Annotated in this window: 4 protein-coding genes; 3 read left to right on the forward strand and 1 reads right to left on the reverse strand. The window is 70.3% G+C overall.

All coding sequences use genetic code 11. The annotated features are described in order from the left end of the window. Positions 1-10 precede the first annotated feature (10 nt). The 3 genes from HQ308_RS17320 to HQ308_RS17330 all read left to right on the forward strand — a co-directional run bounded on the left by HQ308_RS17320 (position 11) and on the right by HQ308_RS17330 (position 17,867). The gene (locus HQ308_RS17320) at positions 11-16,162 is read left to right on the forward strand and encodes a non-ribosomal peptide synthetase (RefSeq protein WP_222647334.1); all 16,152 of its coding nucleotides are present in this window, start codon (positions 11-13) and stop codon (positions 16,160-16,162) included. Between the two features lie 86 nt (positions 16,163-16,248). Next, positions 16,249-17,622, forward strand: a complete 1,374-nt coding sequence (locus HQ308_RS17325; protein ID WP_222647335.1) for a lysine N(6)-hydroxylase/L-ornithine N(5)-oxygenase family protein — start codon at positions 16,249-16,251, stop codon at positions 17,620-17,622. Then, on the forward strand, positions 17,619-17,867 hold the full coding sequence (locus HQ308_RS17330) for an MbtH family protein (protein ID WP_027506921.1): 249 nt from the start codon (positions 17,619-17,621) through the stop codon (positions 17,865-17,867). The genes HQ308_RS17325 and HQ308_RS17330 overlap by 4 nt, the downstream gene beginning before the upstream one ends. Before the next feature lie 3 nt (positions 17,868-17,870). Here HQ308_RS17330 and HQ308_RS17335 read toward each other — a convergent pair whose 3' ends face one another. Next, entirely contained in the window at positions 17,871-19,340 is a 1,470-nt protein-coding gene (locus HQ308_RS17335; RefSeq protein ID WP_373425300.1) for a threonine/serine exporter ThrE family protein, read from the reverse strand. Positions 19,341-19,505 lie beyond the last annotated feature (165 nt).

Below are 19,505 nucleotides of genomic sequence, written 5' to 3' on the forward strand. Positions count from 1 at the left end.
GCCTACGTTCATGTCTCGGGGATCTGTCGTCACCACCGCTGTGCTGCCGTTGACCGCTGCACAGACAGAGGTCTGGACCGCGCAGCACCTGCTGGGTGACCGCACCGACTTCGTCATCTCGCTGCTCGTCGAGATCACCGGCCCGCTCGACCTCGACCGCGCGTGTGACGTCATCCGGTCGGTCATCGCCGACGCGGACGCGCTGCACGTGCGATTCGACTTCTCCGGTCCCGAGCCCGTGCAGTACCGCAGTGACGACGAGTGGTCGGTCGGGGTCGTCGACCTACGCACGGCTGCCGACCCGATGGCGGAGGCGAAGGCCTGGATCGCGGCCGACATCGCGTCGGCGGACACCAGCGGCGCCCGCGATCTCTTCGCGACGGCGCTCCTCCGCCTCGGGGACGAGCACGTGCTCTGGCACCAGCGCTATCACCACGGCATCGTCGACGGCTTCGGCATGTCGATCATCTTCAACGAGGTCCGCGCGCGCTATGCGGATCCCGAGCGGGGAATCGCACCCGCGGGCACGCCGGAGGCCGGTCGTTCGAACGGAGGTGCGTGGGCTCTCGAGCCGCTGGTGGTGGCCGATGCGGAGTACCGCGCGTCCGAGGGTTTCCGTCGCGACCGCGACTACTGGCTCGACCAGATGGCCGACGCCCCCGAGCCGCCGGTGCTGCTGCCCGACGTGCCCGACACGGGGGCTGCGGTCACCGAGCGGGTCTCGGTACCGATCGACCGCCTCGCCCCGCTGTACGACGTCGCCGAGACGGAGGACGTCCGACGCACCCGCCTCGCGCCGGCGGTGTGGATCGCGTACCTGTCCGCGGTCACCGGCCGTCACGATCTCGTCGTCTCTTTACCGTCGACCGCCCGCGTGGGCCGTCGTGCGCGGACGACGCCGTTCATGGCGTCGACCATCCTTCCCGTGCGACTGCGACTCTCGCCGTCGATGACGGTGGCCGACGTCGCGCGGGAACTGCAGCGGGCATCGATCGGCGCGGTCCGGCACGGGCGCTTCCGCGGGGAGGACATCGCTCGGGAGCTGCGGGACTCCGGCGACCGCATGGTGCACGGGCCGGGCATCAACGTCCTCATGGTGGAGCACGGCATCGACATCGGCGGCTCTCCTGCGCACATGCACAGCCTCGAGACCGGACCGGTGCGCGATCTCGACGTCACCGTCACCGGCGGCCGGGACGACGAGCCGCTGGTGTTCGACCTGCGCTCGCGCCCCGGTGCCCACGACGCGCTGATCGGCCACCGGGACCGCTTCGAGTGGGTGCTCGATCAGGTTCTCGCGCAGCCGGATCGGACGCTGTCCTCCCTGTCGACGATGTCGGAGCCCGATCTCGATCGCCTACTGCACACCTTCAACGACACCGCGGAACCGTCCGTGTCGACGTCGGTGCCCGCTCTGTTCGCGGCGCAGGTCGCCGCCACCCCCGATGCGGTGGCCGTGGTACTGGGCGAGCGGACGCTCACGTTCACCGAGCTCTCGCAGCGGGTGCACCAGCTCGCCCATGCACTTCTCGACGCGGGCCTGCCCCGCGAGGGTGTCGTGGCCGTGTCGATGCCGCGCTCGATCGAGATGGTCGTGGGAGTGCTGGCCGCGATGGTGGCGGGCGGCGCGTTCGTCCCGCTCGATCCGGGATGGCCGGCGGATCGCCGCGAGCGGGTGCAGCAGGATGCGGACACCCGCGTCGTTCTCACCGGTGCGGGCCACGAGAAGAGCCGGTGGACGGTCGATCTCGACGACTGGAAGTTCGGCGACAGGCCGACGTCCGCGCCGGACGTCGTGGTGCACGGCTCGCAGCTCGCCTACGTCATCTTCACCTCCGGCAGTACCGGGACGCCCAAGGGCGCCATGATCCGCCACGAGGCCATCTGTGCCCGCATGGTGTGGCAACGCGATCGGGTGCTCGGTTTCGGACCGGGCGACGCGTCGTTGTTCAAAGCGCCGTTGTCCTTCGACATCTCGGTGAACGAGATCCTGCTCCCGTTGCTGTCGGGTGGCACCCTCGTGATCGCCGAACCGGGGGGCGAGCGGGACGGTCTGTACCTCCTGGATGTCATCTCGCGTCGCCACGTCACCTTCGTCTACCTGGTGTCGTCCATGCTCGACGCGCTGCTGGCACTCGACACGGACGGATCGTTGTCCGGCCTGCGGCACGTGTGGTGCGGCGGTGAGGTGCTCACTCCGGAGTTGTTCGCGCGCTTCCGCTCTCGACTCGGCACCACGCTGTATCACGGGTACGGGCCCGCGGAGGCCACCATCGGTGTGTCCCATGTGATCTACACGGGCGACGCTCCTCGCATCGCCACGTCGATCGGCCGCCCCAACCCGAACACCCGCCTCTACGTGCTCGATTCGCTGCTGCGCCCGGTGCCGGTCGGCGTCGGGGGAGAGCTCTACGCGGGCGGGTTCCTCCTCGGTCGTGGCTACGTGGGCGCACCGGACATGACTGCGTCGCGTTTCGTGGCCGATCCGTTCGGCCCCGCCGGTGCCCGGCTGTACCGCACCGGCGACCGCGCCCGCTGGGCGGAGGACGGCACCCTCGACTTCCTCGGCCGGGTGGACAACCAGGTCAAGATCCGCGGCATGCGCCTCGAGCTCGAGGAGGTGGAGGCCGCGCTCGGCTCGTGCCCCGGAGTGCGACGCGCCGCCGTCGACGTGCGCCGAACCGGTGCGGGCGCAGCGTTTCTCGCCGCCTGGGTCGTGCCGGACGGCGCCGCGCTGACACCCGAGGTGCTGCGCTCGCACTGTGCACGCGTCCTCCCCGAGTACATGGTGCCGTCCACCTACGTCGTGCTCGATGCCTTCCCCACCACCGCGAACGGCAAGGTCGATCGGCGGGCTCTGCCCGATCCGGAGCAGGTGCGCGGCGACGCCGTGGCCCCGCGGACCGAGCGGGAGCGCGTGCTGTGCGAGGTGATGGCGTCGGCGCTCGGTGTGGAGAGTGTGGGTGTCACGGACGACTTCTTCGCCCTGGGCGGCGACAGCATCGTGGCGATCACGGTGGTCGCGCAGGCCCGCGAACGAGGGCTGGCGATCGGCCCGCGCGACGTCTTCACCCTGCGTACCGCCGAGGCGATCGCCGGCGCGGCTCCGGCGGAGCTGGTGACCGTCGACGACGATCCTGTCGGTGAGGTGGTGGCCACGCCCATCGTCGCGCGGACACTCGAGCACGGCGGCATCGGCACCGCGTTCCACCAGACCGCCTCCGTGGCACTGCCTCCGGGCGCCGACCCTGTACTCGTGCGTGCGGCCGTCGAGCTCGTCGTCGCCCACCACCCGGCGCTGCGTGCTGTGTGGAGCGAGGGTCTGACCGTGCCGGCCGACACCGTGTCCCCCGAGTTCGGCACGGGTTCCGTCGCGGACACCGTGGCCCGCCTCGATCCGACGCGGCCGGGCGGCATGGTGGCCGTGTCTCTCGAGGCCGACACGCTGATTCTGTCGGTGCACCATCTCGTCGTCGACGGGGTGTCGTGGCGCATCCTGCTCGGGGATCTACTGACGGCACTGGGTGCACTGAGCGAGGGCCGCACGCCCACGCTGCCACCGGTCACCACGTCGATCCGCCGCTGGGCGAGCCTGGTCGCCGATGCTGCGGACGCCGGCCACTTCGATCACGAACTACTCTGGTGGCGTGAGGTTCTGACGACCTCGAGCGACTCCGTCGGTGCTCGCACACTCACCGCGGCCGATCGACTGTCGGCGACGCACACGGTCACCACCCCCGCCGACGTCACGGCGGCACTGCTGACCGACGTCGCCACCGCCTACCGCACCGGGCCCACCGAGGTGCTCCTCGCAGCACTCGCCCGCACCCTCGCGTCGTGGGACGGGTACTCGGCGCCGTCGGTCGTCGTGGACGTGGAGGGACACGGCCGTGACGTCGAGGTCGTCGAGGCTGCGGGGGTCGAGGCTGCTGGGGTCGATCTGACGCGCACCGTCGGGTGGTTCACGACCGTTCGTCCCGTCGCGCTGCCGACCGGTCCGGGCTCGGACGCCGATGTCCTGCTGCAGATCCGGGACTCGCTGCGCTCGGCACCTGCGTCGGGCGTCGGATACGGCGCATTGCGGTACCTGCGCCGCGAGCCCGCCCTGGCGGAGGCCGCGGCGCCGAGCGTCCTGCTCAACTACCTCGGCCGCAGTACCGACGTGGGGGTGTCCGTCACCGGCGGCTCCGACCCCGATCAGCCTGCGGCGCACGCGCTGACGATCGACGTGATCGAGACCGGGGGACAGCTCGTCTCGACCCTGCGCTGGGTGCCCGGTGTGGTGGACGACAGCATCGTGGATGCGTGGACCGCCGCACTCGACCGCGTCGCCGGATCTGCGTCGAGCGCTCGCCGAACCCCCGCCGACTTCCCGCTCGCCGCTCTCGGCGCGGACGACGTCGCGGCGCTCCCGGACGACGTCGAGGACGTCCTGCCCCTCACCGCGGTGCAGGACGGCATCTACTTCCACAGCACCTTCGGGGACGCGGGTAGGCCGGAGGCCGGTCGTCGTGTGGACCCGTACGTCGTGGGGCAGGTGGTCGAGATCAGTGGCCCGGTCGACAGTGCCGTGCTCCGCACCGCGCTCGAGCACGTGGTGGCTCGACACGCATCGCTGCGCACCAGTTTCCGGCCCCTCGCCGACGGGCGCGTGGTCCAGGTGGTGCACCGCACCGTCGATGTCCCGTTCACCGTGTCCGACGGCACCGTCGACGTGGTGCTGGCCGATCACGCCGGCGCCGGCATGGATCTGGGCTCCGCGCCGCTGGTGCGCTACACCCTCGTCCGCCACGACGAGACCCGCTCGTCTCTCGTGCAGTCGATCCACCACATCGTCGCGGACGGGTGGTCGATCCCGATCATGCTGCGCGAGATGCTCGCTCACTACGGGGACACTCCGGTTCTTCCGGCGGTCACGGCACCCGCGGCGTGGGTCCGCCACCTCGCCGAGCGCGACATCGACGCGTCGGCGCGGGTCTGGCGCGCCGCACTCGAGGGTGTCCGCGAGTCGGTACCCGTCCCGGCGTTCGGCGCCGCCGGCAGCGGTACCGCATCCGTGCGGGTCGACCTCTCCTCCGACGTCACCGCTGTGGTGTCGGGACGTGCGCGCGATGCCGCGGTGACGCAGGGTTCCCTGCTGCACGGAGCCTGGGGTCTCGCGCTCGCACGCGCCACCGGTCGACGCGACGTCGTGTTCGGGTCGACGGTGTCCGGACGGTCGGCACCGGTCGCCGGTATCGAGTCCATGGTGGGGCTCTTCATCGACACCATCCCGGCACGATGGAGACTGCGAGCGGACGACACCGTCGCCTCCGCGGTACAGCGCTGGCAGCAGGAGCAGGCCGATCTGCTCGATCACCACCATGTCGGCGTGCCGACGCTGCGTCGTGTCGCGGGGGTGGACTCGTTGTTCGACTCGCTGGTCGTGGTGGAGAACTACCCGTTGGGCGACACCGCCATCGCCGATCCGTCCGGCACCATCGCGTTGACGGGTATTCGGGTCGAGGAGAACTCGCCGTACCCGTTGACGCTCATGGTGATTCCGGGTGATCGGTTGACGCTGGAGCTGAAGTACGACGCGGCGCTGGTCTCGGCAGCGACGGCGCAGTCGATGCTGGACACCGTCGTCGCCGTCGCGACCGCACCGGCCGACACCCTGGTGTCCGCCGTGATGCCGACGGACCGTCCGGCGGTCGTCGACGCGCCCTCGTCCGACAGTTCGACCACCCTGGTGGATCTCCTCGAGGTGCAGCGCCGGACCACCCCGAACGGCGTCGCCCTCGTCCACGGCGAGGAGTCCCTCACCTACGCCGAGCTGCACTTGCGCGCCGAGCGGATCGCCGCCGGTCTTCGCGAGCGTGGCGCCGGTCCGGGATCGGTGGTGGCGGTGGCGCTTCCGCGCTCGATCGATCTGGTGGTCGCACTGCTCGCGGTCGTCCGGTCGGGCGCGGCGTACCTGCCGCTCGATCCGGGGTACCCGGCCGAGCGTCTGGCCTTCATGATCGAGGACGCGCATCCCGCCGCGGTGATCGACGGCGATCTCGTACCGTTCGAGGCCGAGCCGACGGCAGCACCCGGGCCCGCCCCAGCCGACGCCGCGTACGTCATCTACACCTCGGGATCGACCGGCCGTCCCAAGGGAGTGGTGGTGCCGCACAGCGCCATCGTGCCCCGCCTCGAGTGGATGCGCGATCACACTCCGCTCGCCGTGGGCACCCGAGTGCTGCAGAAGACGCCCTCCAGTTTCGACGTCTCGGTCAGCGAGTTCTTCGGACCGCTGGTGTCCGGAGCGACGCTCGTGCTCGCGGACCCGGATGCGCACCGCGACACCGCCCGTCTCGTCGAGGTGATCCGCGCGCAGCAGATCACCTGGGTGCACTTCGTCCCCTCGATGCTCGACGCGTTCCTCACCGATCCGGACGTAGCGACGTGCACGTCGCTGCACGTGATCGTCTGCAGCGGTGAGGCATTGTCCGCAGAGTCCGCGCGCCGCGTCGGCGAGCTGCTTCCACACGTGCGCCTGGACAACCTCTACGGCCCGACCGAGGCGGCCGTCGACGTCACCGCCGCACAGGGCGTGCAGAACCACCCCGGCGACGCGGCGCCCATCGGATCTGCGCTGCCCGCCGTCGGGTTCCGCGTACTCGACGGGTGGCTGTCGCCGGTGGGACCGGACGTGCCGGGCGAGCTGTACCTGGCGGGTCCGCAGCTGGCGCGCGGGTATCTTCGCCGCCCCGGTCTCACCTCCACCAGGTTCATCGCCGGGCCGGACGGGGAGAGGCTCTACCGCACCGGCGACATCGTGCGGTGGCGCGACGGGTCGCTGGACTACCTCGGTCGCGCCGACACTCAGGTAAAGGTGCGGGGCTTCCGTATCGAGCTCGGTGAGATCGACGCGGCGCTGCGCTCGCATCCGTCCGTCGACCGGGCCGCCACGGTGGTGCGCACCGACCGCGGGACCGCGCAGATCGCCGCGTTCGTGGTGGGGTCGGTGGACGAGGCCGCACTGCGGTCGTACCTGGCCGACCGTCTGCCCGGGCACATGGTGCCGACGACGCTGTCCATGGTGGCTGATCTGCCGACCGGCCCCAGCGGCAAGCTCGACCGGGCAGCGCTGCTGGCCGCCGTTCGCGCGGACACTCCCACCACCACGGAGACGGGGTCGGGTCCGGTCGCGCTGCTGTGCGCCCACTTCCACACCGTTCTCGGTGGAGCGGCGGTCGGTGAGGACGAGGACTTCTTCGCCCGCGGCGGCGACAGCATCCTGGCCATCCGGCTCGTCAACCTGGCGCGGGGCAGCGGTCTCGAGATCACCGCCCGCGACGTCTTCGAGAAGCGCACTCCGCGTGCGCTCGCGGAGGTCGCACGGGTCGAGACTCCGCAGGCCGCCACGGTCGCGGAGTCCGGTGTCGGGGAGGTGCGCCCGCTCCCCGTGGTGCACCGACTGTCCGAGTGGTCCGGTAGCACCGATCGCTTCAACCAGTCACTGCTGCTGGTGGTTCCGGCTCCGGTCGAGGAGACCACGCCGCAGCGCACCGTCGATGCGCTGGTCCAACATCACGACAGCCTGCGCCTCGTCCTGACCCGTCACCTCCGCGGTGTCTGGACCACCGCGGTGCGCCCCGAGGCCTCGGTCACCGTGCACCGCGTCCACGCGGTCGATCTCGACGAGTCTGCGTTCGCCGACCTCGTCGCGCGCGAATCCGATGCCGCCACCGACCGTCTGGCTCCCGAGGCCGGCGCCGTGCTCGAGGTCGTGTGGTTCGACCGTGGCTCCGAGCCCGGCCGGCTGCTGCTCGTCGCGCATCACCTCGTCGTCGACGGGGTCTCGTGGGGCATCCTCGTCGAGGACCTCGCACTGGCGTGGATCGCGCACGACAGCGGCCAGACCCCGACGTTGGACCGCGTGCGGACCTCACTGCGGGAGTACGGGCGCCTGCTCGACGAGAGTGCCCACAGCCCCGCTCGTCTCGCGGAACTGGACCACTGGATCGCCGTCACCGCGCCGGGCGGCGCGCTCATCACCGGCCGACCTCCGGTCTTCCCGCAGACACCGGCAGACACCGACCACGCCGTGGTCGGTCAGGGCGACGTCCGCACCGTCGACGTGTCGTCCGAGGTCACTGCCGGGGTGCTCGGCAGTGTGCCCGCTCTCGTGCGCGGCGATGTGACCGACGTCGTCGCCGCAGCGCTCCGGCTCGCCCTCACCCGGTGGTCTGTCGACCGCGACGTACTGGTCGACCTCGAGCGCCACGGTCGGTCGGACGCGGCGGATCTCTCGCGCACCACGGGGTGGTTCACGTCCATCGCTCCGGTCCGGCTGCGGCCGGGAGCCGATCCCGTCACGGTGCTCGCGGAGACGAAGGAGGCCCTGCGTGCGGCGCCCGACGGTGGCCTCGGATACGGGCTCCTGCGCTACGGGAATGCCCGCACCGCAGCCCTTCTCGCACGCGGTGAGCAGTCGCAGATCCTGCTGAACTACCTGGGCCGGGTGCCGGCCGCCGGGTCGGCCCCGTTCGACAGGGCTCCGGAGACCGTGCGTACCGATCCCGATGCCGACATGGGCGGTCCCTACCGTCTGGTGATCAACGCGCACGTGACGGACGGTGCACAGCCGACTCTCTCGGCCCAGTTCGCCTGGTCGTCCGCGCACCTGTCGTCCGAGGCGGTCACCTCGCTCACCGACGAGTTCCGCACGGCGCTCGGAGATCTCGCGGAGGCCGCCCGCACACACGACGGGCCGCCGATCCTCACGCCGTCGGACGTCCCTCTCGTCGACCTCACTCCCGACGAGCTGACGGCGCTGACCGCACAGGGATCCGTCGAGACCGTGTGGCCGTTGACTCCTCTGCAGGAGGGGCTGGTCTTCGAGAGTCTGTCCGCGGGGGAGCGCGACATCTACACGGCGCAGTTCGCGCTGGACTTCGATCACCGCCTCGATCTCGATCGGCTGCGTAGTGCCCTCGCTGGGCTGCAGCGCCGCCACCCACAGCTGCGCGCAGGGTTCACGCAGACGGCCGCCGGTGTGCCGGTGCAGGTCGTGTCGTCGTCGCGCGAGGTGCCCGTCCGCGAGGCACACGCCGGAGACGACGACGAGGCCGAGCGGTGGATGCAGGAGGACCGCGACACCCCGTTCGACCTGTCGACACCACCGCTGTGGCGGGTGCTCGTGCTGCATCTCGACGGAGGGCGCGACCGACTGGTGATCAACCGGCAGTTCCTCGTCTGGGACGGCTGGTCCAACGGTGTGGTGGTGGGAGAGTTGCTCGCCCGCTACGAGAATCCGGGACTGCCCGCGCCGGCGGACACCGCGTTCGAGCGGTACCTGACGTGGCTCGTGGAACGCGACCGCGTCGCCGCCCGCACCGCGTGGGCGACGGCGATGGCCGGTCTCGACGAGCCGACGCTGGTGGCGCACCGTGCCGCGCCGCCGGTCGGTATCCCGTTGCGCCGACGCGACGAGCTCGATGCGTCGACGACGGCCGCGCTCGTCGCCGCCACCCGTCAGCGCGGTGTCACGCTCAACGCCGTGGTCACGGCCGCTCTGGCACTGGCGATCTCGTCGGCCACCGGCCGCACCGACGTGGTCTTCGGCATCACGGTCGCGGGCCGACCGCCCGAGGTCGAGGGACTCGACACCGCACCAGGGATGTTCCTGTCGACGGTGCCCGTCCGTACCGTGCTCGATCCCCGCGAGAGCGTCGACGCCCTGGTCCGCCGTGTCCAGGGCGACCGCGTGGAGGCGATGGAGTTCGATCACCTCGGTCTCGCCGAGATCATCGAGGTGTCGCCGCACCGCACTCTGTTCGACACGCTCTGCGTGGTGCAGAACTTCGTCTCCGAGGACTCGGCGGCGTCCCTGAACGCGGCGCACGGTGTCGCGGGCACCGACAGCATCGACCACACGAACTATCCGCTCACCGTCGTCGTCACGCCGGGCGCTCGGATCGCCGTGACGGTCGAGTACCGGCCGGAGGCGATCGACGTCGAGCGTGTCGACCTGATCGCGGACGAGTTCACCCGCCTGGTGGCCGGATTCGCGACCGAGGGGTCGCGTTCGGTTCTGCCGGCGCTGCCACGCCTCGACCGACAGGTCGACGAGGTTCCCGATCTCACCGTGACCGAGATGCTGCTCCGCACAGCGCAGAAGAATCCCGACGCGATCGCACTCGTCGCCGGGTCCGAGCACCTCACCTACGCCGGGTTGGCCGGCCGGGTGGAAGGTCTGGCGCGCGTCCTGCTGGGCCGCGGTGCGGGACCGGAGACCGTGGTGGCTCTCGCGTTGCCTCGCGGTCTCGACATGGTGGTCGCGCTGTTCGCCGTGTTGCGCACCGGCGCGGCCTATCTGCCACTCGAACTCGATCACCCCGATGCCCGCATCCGTGCTCTGCTCGACGACGCTCGTCCGCTGTGCACCGTGACCACGGAGGCGGTCGGTCGCCGACTGAGCGGACGCGACGGCATCGTCGTGCTCGAGCCGCTCGACGACGAGTTACCGGTCACCGCAGCCGAACTGGGGGCGTTCGCGCCCGGAACGCCGCACCGGCTCGATCACCCGGCCTACGTCATCTACACGTCCGGGTCGACCGGGACGCCCAAGGGCGTCGTCACGCCGTACCGCGGACTGACCAACATGCAGCTGAACCACCGGTCCGCCATCTTCGACCCTGTGGTGGATGCGGCACACGGTCGGGCACTGCGGATCGCGCACACGGTGTCGTTCGCGTTCGACATGTCGTGGGAAGAACTCCTGTGGCTCGTCGAGGGTCACGAGGTGCACGTCGCCGACGAGGTGCTGCGCCGCGACGCCGATGCCCTGGTCCGCTACATCGACGAGGAGTGCATCGACGTCATCAATGTGACCCCCACGTACGCATCCCTCCTCCTCGAGACAGGTCTGCTCGACGGGCATCGACCGGCACTCGTTCTGCTGGGCGGTGAAGCCGTCGGCGACGACGTGTGGTCCGCACTGCGATCCACCGACGGCGTGCTCGGCTACAACCTCTACGGCCCCACCGAGTACACGATCAACACTCTCGGCGCGGGTACCGACGAGAGCGAGACGCCGACGGTCGGGTTGCCCATCCGCGCCACCGAGGCGCACGTACTGGACGGCTGGCTACGGCCCGTACCGGACGGCGTGGCCGGCGAGTTGTACATCGCCGGAGCCGGACTCGCCCGTGGCTATGCGGGACGGTTCGGCCTCACGGCGGACCGCTTCGTCGCCGACCCCTTCGGGACGGGGGAGCGCATGTACCGCACGGGTGACCTCGTGCGTCGCCGCGTCGGAACGGGCCTGATCGACTACCTCGGCCGCACCGACGATCAGGTCAAGATCCGCGGTCACCGGGTGGAACTCGGTGAGGTCGCCTCGGTCGTGTCGTCGGTGGCCGGCGTCCGCCGCGCCGCGGTCGTCACCTCGACGGGGCCGGGCGGGCTGGCCCGGTTGATCGCCTACGTCGACACCGACGCGGATGCCGAATCGGTGCGGGCGGCCTGCGCCGTGGTCCTGCCGGACTACATGGTGCCCACCGTAGTGCTCGTCTCGTCCTTCCCGATGACCGTCAACGGCAAGCTCGACGTCGCCGCACTGCCGGCGCCGGACGAGAGCGCCGTCGACGCGGTGCCGCCGCGCACCGAGGTCGAACGGCTGCTGTGCAGCGTGTTCGACGACGTGCTCGACCGCCGCGGCACCGGGATCCACGACGACTTCTTCGATCTCGGTGGGCATTCACTGCTGGCCACTCGCGTCATCGGCCGTGCACGGACCGCGCTCGGCACCGAGCTGAGTGTGCGCGATCTGTTCGCCGCGCCGACCGTGGCGGGTCTCGCTGCACTCGTCGGATCGCGAGGCGACGACGCCCGGCCGGCTCTGCGTCGGTACGACCGGCCGGATGTCGTGCCCATGTCGGCTGCGCAGCAACGGCTCTGGCTGCTGCATCAGCTGGATCCGGACTCGGCCGCCTACAACTTCCCGATCGTGCTGCCGCTCCCCGAGCAGCTGGACGAGGATGCGTTCCGGCTCGCCCTCGGCGACGTCGTCGAACGGCACGAGTCGCTCCGCACCGTCTTCGTCGATGCGGACGGCGTTCTGGCGCAGCACGTTCTGACGGACGTGTCACCGGAGTACTCGGTTCACGAAGGCGATGCCGCCGCCGTGGTCGCCGAGATGACGGCGCGGCCGTTCGATCTGCGCCGGGAGATTCCTGTCCGCGCGGCGCTGATGCGGAACGAGGACACCTCGTGCGTCGTCGTGCTCGTCCTGCACCACATCACGACCGACGAGTGGTCGGACCGGCCGCTGCTGGCCGACCTGATGGCGGCCTACTCGGCGCGACTGTCCGGTGACACGGATGCCCGCCCTCCGCTGCCCGTGCAGTACGCGGACTACACGCTGTGGCAGGCCGACCTGCTCGGCGACGCCGCAGATCCGGAGTCGCTCGCGGGGCGTCAGCTCGCCTACTGGCAGTCCGCCCTGGCCGGCGCTCCCGACGAGATCGAACTCGCGACCGACCGGCCGCGTCCGCCGCGGCCGAGTCATCGCGGATCGGTGGTGCGTCGCACCGTCGATCCCGAGACCGTGCGCGCCCTGCGGACACTCGCGCGGAGTCTCGACGCGAGTGTCTTCATGACCCTGCACGCGGCGTCTGCGGTGCTGCTGCACCGGATCACCGGGTCCGACGACATCGTGCTCGGCGCCCCGGTGGCCGGGCGCGGTGAGGAGGGGCTCGACCAGCTCGTCGGGTTCTTCGTCAACACGCTGGTTCTGCGCACCGCGGTCGACGGCCGCTGCACGCTGCAGCGGGCGGTGGAGGAGGCGCGCAGCGTCGACCTCGAGGCCTTCGCGCACGCGGATGTGCCGTTCGACGCGGTGGTCGCGCGGGTCGCTCCCGAGCGCAGCATGTCGCGGAACCCGCTGTTCCAGGTCATGATCAGCCACCACACCGGTCCGCTCGGCGACGGTGACGCGGCGCTGATGACACCGGCGAAGTTCGACCTGGTGTTCAACTACACCGAGGATCTCACCTCGGACCGCCTGGTGCTCGAGCTCGAGTACGCCGAGGATCTGTTCGACGCGTCGACCGCCGAGGCCGTCACAGCACGTCAGCTCGCGGTGCTCGACGCACTGGCGACCGACGCCACGGCGGTGGTCGACGACGTCGACATCTTCCTGCCCACCGAGCGCGACGACGTCCTCCGGCGCTTCAACGACACCGCCCGTGCGGTGCCCGAGGAGTCGCTGTTCGAGTCGTACCTGCGGTGGGTCGAGACCACTCCGGACGCGATCGCTGTGGTCGACGAGATCACGACGTGGACATACGCGGATCTGCACGAGCGCGTCCTCGACATCGCCGCGGAGTTGCAGCGGCGCGGTGTCGGCCCCGAGGCCGTGGTCGCGGTCGCGGTGCCGCGGTCGGTGTGGACCATCGCGGCGACCATGGGGGTCCTCGCGGTGGGCGCGGCGTATCTCCCGCTCGACCTGAAGCATCCTGCGGACCGGCTCGAGTACATGGTCACCGATTCCGGGGCGACCCTCGCCCTGACGTCGGCCGCGGCCACCGCGCAGGTGCCGTCGGCGGCCGAACACGTCCTCGTGGAGGACATCCCGCCGTCGACCGGTGCCGAGCTCGCGCGACCGGCTTCGCTCGAACTCGCGGCGTACGTCATCTACACGTCCGGTTCGACCGGCCGCCCCAAGGGTGTCGTGGTGCCGCACGAGGGCATCTCGTCACTCGTGGCCACGGCGGAGGACCGCATGCGACTCACCACCGGATCGGTGGTCCTGCAGTTCGCGTCCGTCGGCTTCGACGTCGCGGTCTTCGAACTCGCCATGGCCCTGTGCACGGGATCGCGGCTGGTGATCGTGCCCGACGACGCGCGTGTGGCGGGTCCCGAGCTCACCGACTTCTGCGCCGAGCACGGGGTGACCCACGCGATCATCCCGCCGTCGCTCATGGCGGCGCTCCCGCCGGGATGCGCACTGCCGGAGGGGTGCACCGTGCTCGTCGGTACCGAGACGGTGCCGCCCGCGGTGATCTCCGCCTGGTCCGAGCATCTGAACCTGCTCGCGGCGTACGGACTGACCGAGGCGACGGTCAACAACACTCTGTGGCAGGCCCGTCCGGGCTGGACGTCCTCCGTGCCCATCGGCGTACCCGATCCCAACGAGCGCGCGTACGTGCTCGACGATCGGCTGCGGCCCGTCCCGGTCGGGGTGTCGGGGGAGCTGTACATCGCCGGCCGCGGGTTGGCGCGCGGGTACCTCGGGCAGCCGGGGCTCAGTGCGCACCGCTTCGTGCCGGATGTCGCCGCTCCCGGCGGCAGGATGTACCGCACCGGCGACCGGGCACGCTGGCGTACCGACGGGAACTTGGACTTCCTCGGCCGTGTCGACGACCAGATCAAGGTGCGGGGGTTCCGGATCGAGCCGGGCGAGATCATGGCCGCGATGGCGTCGTTCGACGGTGTCGACCAGACCGCCGTCGTCGTGCACGAGTCGTCCGAGGTGAGCCGACTCGTCGGATACGTCACCGGGCGTGACGATCTCACGGGGGCCGCGGTGCGGACGCACGCTGCGACGGTGCTGCCGGACTACATGGTGCCCACTCTCGTCGTGGTGGTCGACGGGACGTTGCCGTTGACACCCAACGGCAAGTTGGACCGAGCTGCGTTGCCGCAGCCGGAGTGGTCGTCGGTGGTCGGCGTCCGCGCTCCCACCACGGACGTCGAGCGTGCGCTGGTGCGCAGTGCCGCAGCGGTTCTGGGCCTGGACGAGCTGGGGACGGACGACGACTTCTTCGCTCTCGGCGGTCATTCGATGGCCGCGATGCAGTGGGTGTCGGCCGTCCGCGCCGAACTCGACGTCGACATCTCGGTGCGCGACGTCTTCGAGGCGTCGACCGTCCGCGCCTTGGCGGAGCGACTCGCCGATCGCGGTGGACACGAGGGACCGCACCTGACCGCGCACCCGGACAGGCCCGACGTGGTGCCGCTGAGTCCGATGCAGGAGACCAGGCTGCAGAACGGGCACGTGGTGCAGGCCGACCACGCTCTGGTTCTCGAGCTGCCCGACGTGGACACCGCGGTGCTCGCCGCCGCGGTCCGCGATGTCGCAGAGCGGCACGAACCGCTGCACTCGGTTCTGGTGCCGGGCGAGGGGTCCGCCCTCGGCGACCCGGTGGCGCTCGAGACCGTCGACGTCGGGGCAGACGACATTCGCCGCCGCGCCTACGAGATCGCACAGGAACCCCTGGATCTCACGCAGCGACCGGGTCTGCGAATCATTATGCTGCAGAACGAGTTTAGGGAAACAATAGTTCTCCTGGTCATGCACTACTGGGCCGTGGACGAGTGGTCGGTCGTCCCGTTGCTCACCGATCTGATGCACGCTGCGCAGGCGCGCTCCGGTGCCGAGGCGCCGGAGTTCACGCCGCTACCGCTGCGGTACGGCGACGTCGCGCGCTGGGCCGTCGCCCGACGGGATGCCGACGACTCGGCGATCGCGTCGTGGCGCGAGACCCTGGACGGTGTGCCGGGCCGGGTGAGTCTTCCGATCGCACTGGGGGAGTCCGGATCCGACGCCGTCGCGATCGACATCGATGTCGACGTGGTGCGAGCGCTGCGCACCATTGAGGGTGCGGGTCTCGTGTCGGTTCTGCACGCTGCCTTCGCGCTCGCTCTCACCGACCTCGGTGCGGGCGCGGACCTGGCGATTGCCACGATGGTCGCCGGCCGCGACGACGAGAGCACGCACGCCATGGTGGGTGCGTTCGCCGACGTCGTGCCGATCCGCACGCGAACAGGATCCGATCTGGCGACGGTGGCTCGTCGGGTGCAGGCGGAGACCGTCGCGGCGCTGAGCCGTTCCGGTCCTTCCTATGTCGACATCGTCGAGGGCGCCGGCGTGCCGGAGATGCACCGTCCGCAGTTCCTGGTGGTGCACCACCACGTCGCAGATCTCGGCGACGCCGGCGCGGCACTCCTGCCGGTACCCGTCGGTCGACCGTGGGCCGACCTGACGCTGAGCGTCCACGAGAGCGAATCGGACCACGACGCTGCACTTTTCGCGCAGCTGCAGTTCGCTGCGGGCGCCGATCGCGGGGCGATCGGTCGGTTCGTGGAACGGCTCACTCTGCACCTGCGATCGGTCGTCGAGGGCTAGTGGACCAGCAAAGGCTAGGCTAAGCTGACCGACGGTCCCGACGTCCACGCGACGATCCGATCCGGGACGGAACGGGTGGGAGAAGCATGAGCAGTCCAGAAGTACTCGACGTCGTGGGTGTCGGTTTCGGACCTGCGAATCTCGCGCTGGCGATCGCGATCGAGGAACACAACGAGACGTGCGCGGAGCACGAGCGCGTCCGGGCGGTGTTCGTGGAACGTCAGGAGAGCTTCGGGTGGCATCCCGGCATGCTGCTCGACGGCGCGACGATGCAGATCGCGTTCCCGAAGGACCTGGTCACGTTCCGCAATCCGCGGAGCGGGTTCACGTTCTTCAACTATCTGCACGAACGCGACCGGCTCGTGGACTTCGTCAATCACCAGACGTTCTTCCCGACGCGGCACGAGTTCCACGACTACCTGTCCTGGGCTGCCGACCGTGTCGACGCCGACGTCCGCTTCGGCACGTCGGTCACGGACATCACGCAGGACGGCGACGTCCTGACCGTCCGGTGCGACGACGGCACAGTTGTGCGCACCCGCAACGTCTCCGTCGGCGCCGGGTTGACCCAGCGGGTCCCCGAGTGGGCATCGCTGTCCGCACGGTGCTTCCACAACCACGACTTCCTGCCACGTATGGCCGAGTTGCCGAAGCCGACCCACGGACGGTTCGTGGTGCTGGGTGCCGGCCAGTCGGCAGCCGAGGTGGTGCAGTACCTGCACGGTCACTACCCGCACGCCGAGGTCCACAGTGTCTTCACGCGGTACGGTTACAGCCCCGCCGACGACAGTCCCTACGCCAACCGCATCTTCGATCCGTCCGCGGTCGACGAACTGCACCGGGCACCGGCCCTCGAGCGGGAGCGGCTCATCGCGCTGCACCGCAGCACCAACTACTCGGTCGTCGACATCGAGCTGATCGAGGAGCTCTACCGCGCAGAGTACGCGGAGCGCGTCAGCGGTCACCGCCGGCTGTTCATGCGCCGCGCGTCCACCATCGACGGCGTGGTCGAGACGGCCGACGGCATCGAGGTGACCATCCGGGACAGCATCGACGGCATCGCCGACACCCTCGACTGCGACGCGCTCGTGCTCGCGACCGGCTTCCGGCCCGCGCCTCTGCGCCCGCTCCTCGGCGAACTGGCGCCCGAGGACGGCGGCCCCCGCGTCGTCACACGCGACTATCGCCTGCTGGCGACACCGGAGGCCGACACCGCCGGTGCACCCGGTGTCTACCTGCAGGGCGGCACCGAGACCACGCACGGCATCACGTCGTCGTTGCTCTCGAATGTCGCGATCAGATCCGGAGAAATCCTGAACTCCATCGTTGCGAGGCGTGCCGGTGGCGCGGTCCTTGCTAGGGTCGACACCGGTTCCACAGGCGCGGCGACCCGCGCCGAGACCGACAAGGCCCGCCGGGAACGCCCGGCATCGACGTTTGCAGTGAGCGAGGCAAGATGAGCACCAACCCGTTCGACGACGAAGACGGACGCTTCTACGTGTTGGTCAACGACGAGGATCAGCACTCGTTGTGGCCCACCTTCGCCGAGGTGCCCCAGGGATGGCGCGTCGTGTTCGGCGAGGAGAGCCGGGCAGCGTGCCTGGAGTACGTCGAGAAGAACTGGACCGACATGCGTCCCCGCAGTCTCCGCGAGGCCATGGAAGAGGACGCCGCGGGTCGTCACCGCGTCGAGAATCCCTCCTGATCTCTACTTCCAGCGCGCCGCGGACCGTCTCCGCGACCTGACCGGAAGCTTCGAGCGCACCGAGTCCGCGCGGCCCAGTCTCATGATGGGTCGACGCAGGGACTCGGTGCGTTCGACTATGCGGGGGCGGCGCAGTGTGCGCGCACCCCATTCGCCCAGCGTGACGCCGCCGGCCAGTGCGCCGCCCGTGCCCACCGCCGCCAGCAGTGCGCTGAGGCCCAGCAACGTCTGATCGTTGAGCAGGGCGAAAAGGCCGCGGTACACCGACAGACCCGGCAACAGCGGGGTGATACCGGCGACGGCGACGATCAGCGGCGGGATCAGGGCTCGGCGAGCCATGAGACCACCAGCGAAGCCGACCACCGTCGCGGCGATCGCGGACGAGAGCACCGGCCCGAAACCGACCTGCTGCGCGATGAGGAACACCAGCGCACCGGCGAAACCGCCGGCGAACGCCGCCGTGAGACCTCGGCGCTCCGCGTAGCAGGCCAGTGCGTAGAAGAGGGCCGCGAAGGCGCCGGCCAGCACCTTGGTGGGCACCTGGGCGAGGTCCGGAGGCGCGACGTTGCTCATGACTGGCAGCTCGGCGCCCAGCAGCGCCGCCAGTCGCAGGGTCGTCGCCACGCCCGCGATGATGCCGCCCGTCATCATCAACAGCTCGAAGAAGCGGGCCGCGGCGGTGATCGGGGCGCCCGTGATGGCGTCCTGCACCGAGCCGACCAGCGACAGCCCCGACAACAGCACTGTCACGCCGGCCGCGATGACCTGGGACGGCAGGATCGAGATGCCCAGTTGTTCCTGGAAGTTGTACAGCGTGATGGCGGGCGCCGACGCGATGAAACCGCCGACCACCTGCTGGAAGAAGAAGGGCAGACCGGCACGGTTCAGCACTCGGCCGACGCGGTCGATCACCATCGTCGACAGGAAGCTCACGGCGGCCACCAGCACACCGCCGCCGAGCAGGACGGAGATCGCCGCGGCCATGCCCGCCCACGCCAGGGTGGCGATCCACCGGTTGTAGGGGTGCGGTGCCCGGGTGACCTCCTTCAGCTCCGCCAGCGCGACCGCCGGTGTCGGCACCTCCAGGCGGATCTTGCGGGCGAGAGCGTCCACGTCGGCCAGGCGCGTGAAGTCCATGGACCGGTAGTGCACGATGCGCATCGTGCTTGCCGGGGGGAGGGTCGGGCCGCGGTAGGCGCTGATGACGATCGAGTTGTAGGTGACGTCCACGTCGCACCGGGCCAGGCCGTACGTCGAGGCGATGAACTGCACCTGGTTGGCGGTGTCGATGGCACCGGTCCCGGCGGCCAGGGTCACCTCGCCGACACGCACCGCGAGGTCGAGCACCTCCGACACGCTGGCGTCGTCGGTGAGGTCGATGGGCTGGAGCGGACTGGGTGCACCCGCCGGGGTGTCGACGATGGCGCGTCGCTCGCCTGTCATGCGTCGTAACGTCGACGCGAAGCCCTGCAGGTAAGTCATTCCTTCTCTCGGTCCGCTCTGGTGTCCGGTTGTCCCGACGAAGGTACCGGGTCCACCCGGGTGTTCCCTGACCGAGGCGGCTCACGCCCACACACCGTTTTCGGCGTCCGGATGCGCCCACTCGTGGCACAGTGCTGGAACCACGTCGACCGTCGG

It is taken from the genome of Rhodococcus sp. BP-241, from assembly GCF_019836145.1.
Lineage (GTDB): Bacteria > Actinomycetota > Actinomycetes > Mycobacteriales > Mycobacteriaceae > Rhodococcoides.

Coding starts and splice junctions, on each gene's coding strand:
- HQ308_RS17320 (WP_222647334.1), top strand. CDS start 11: ATGTCTCGGGGATCTGTCGTCACCACCGCTGTGCTGCCGTTGACCGCT.
- HQ308_RS17325 (WP_222647335.1), top strand. CDS start 16,249: ATGAGCAGTCCAGAAGTACTCGACGTCGTGGGTGTCGGTTTCGGACCT.
- HQ308_RS17330 (WP_027506921.1), top strand. CDS start 17,619: ATGAGCACCAACCCGTTCGACGACGAAGACGGACGCTTCTACGTGTTG.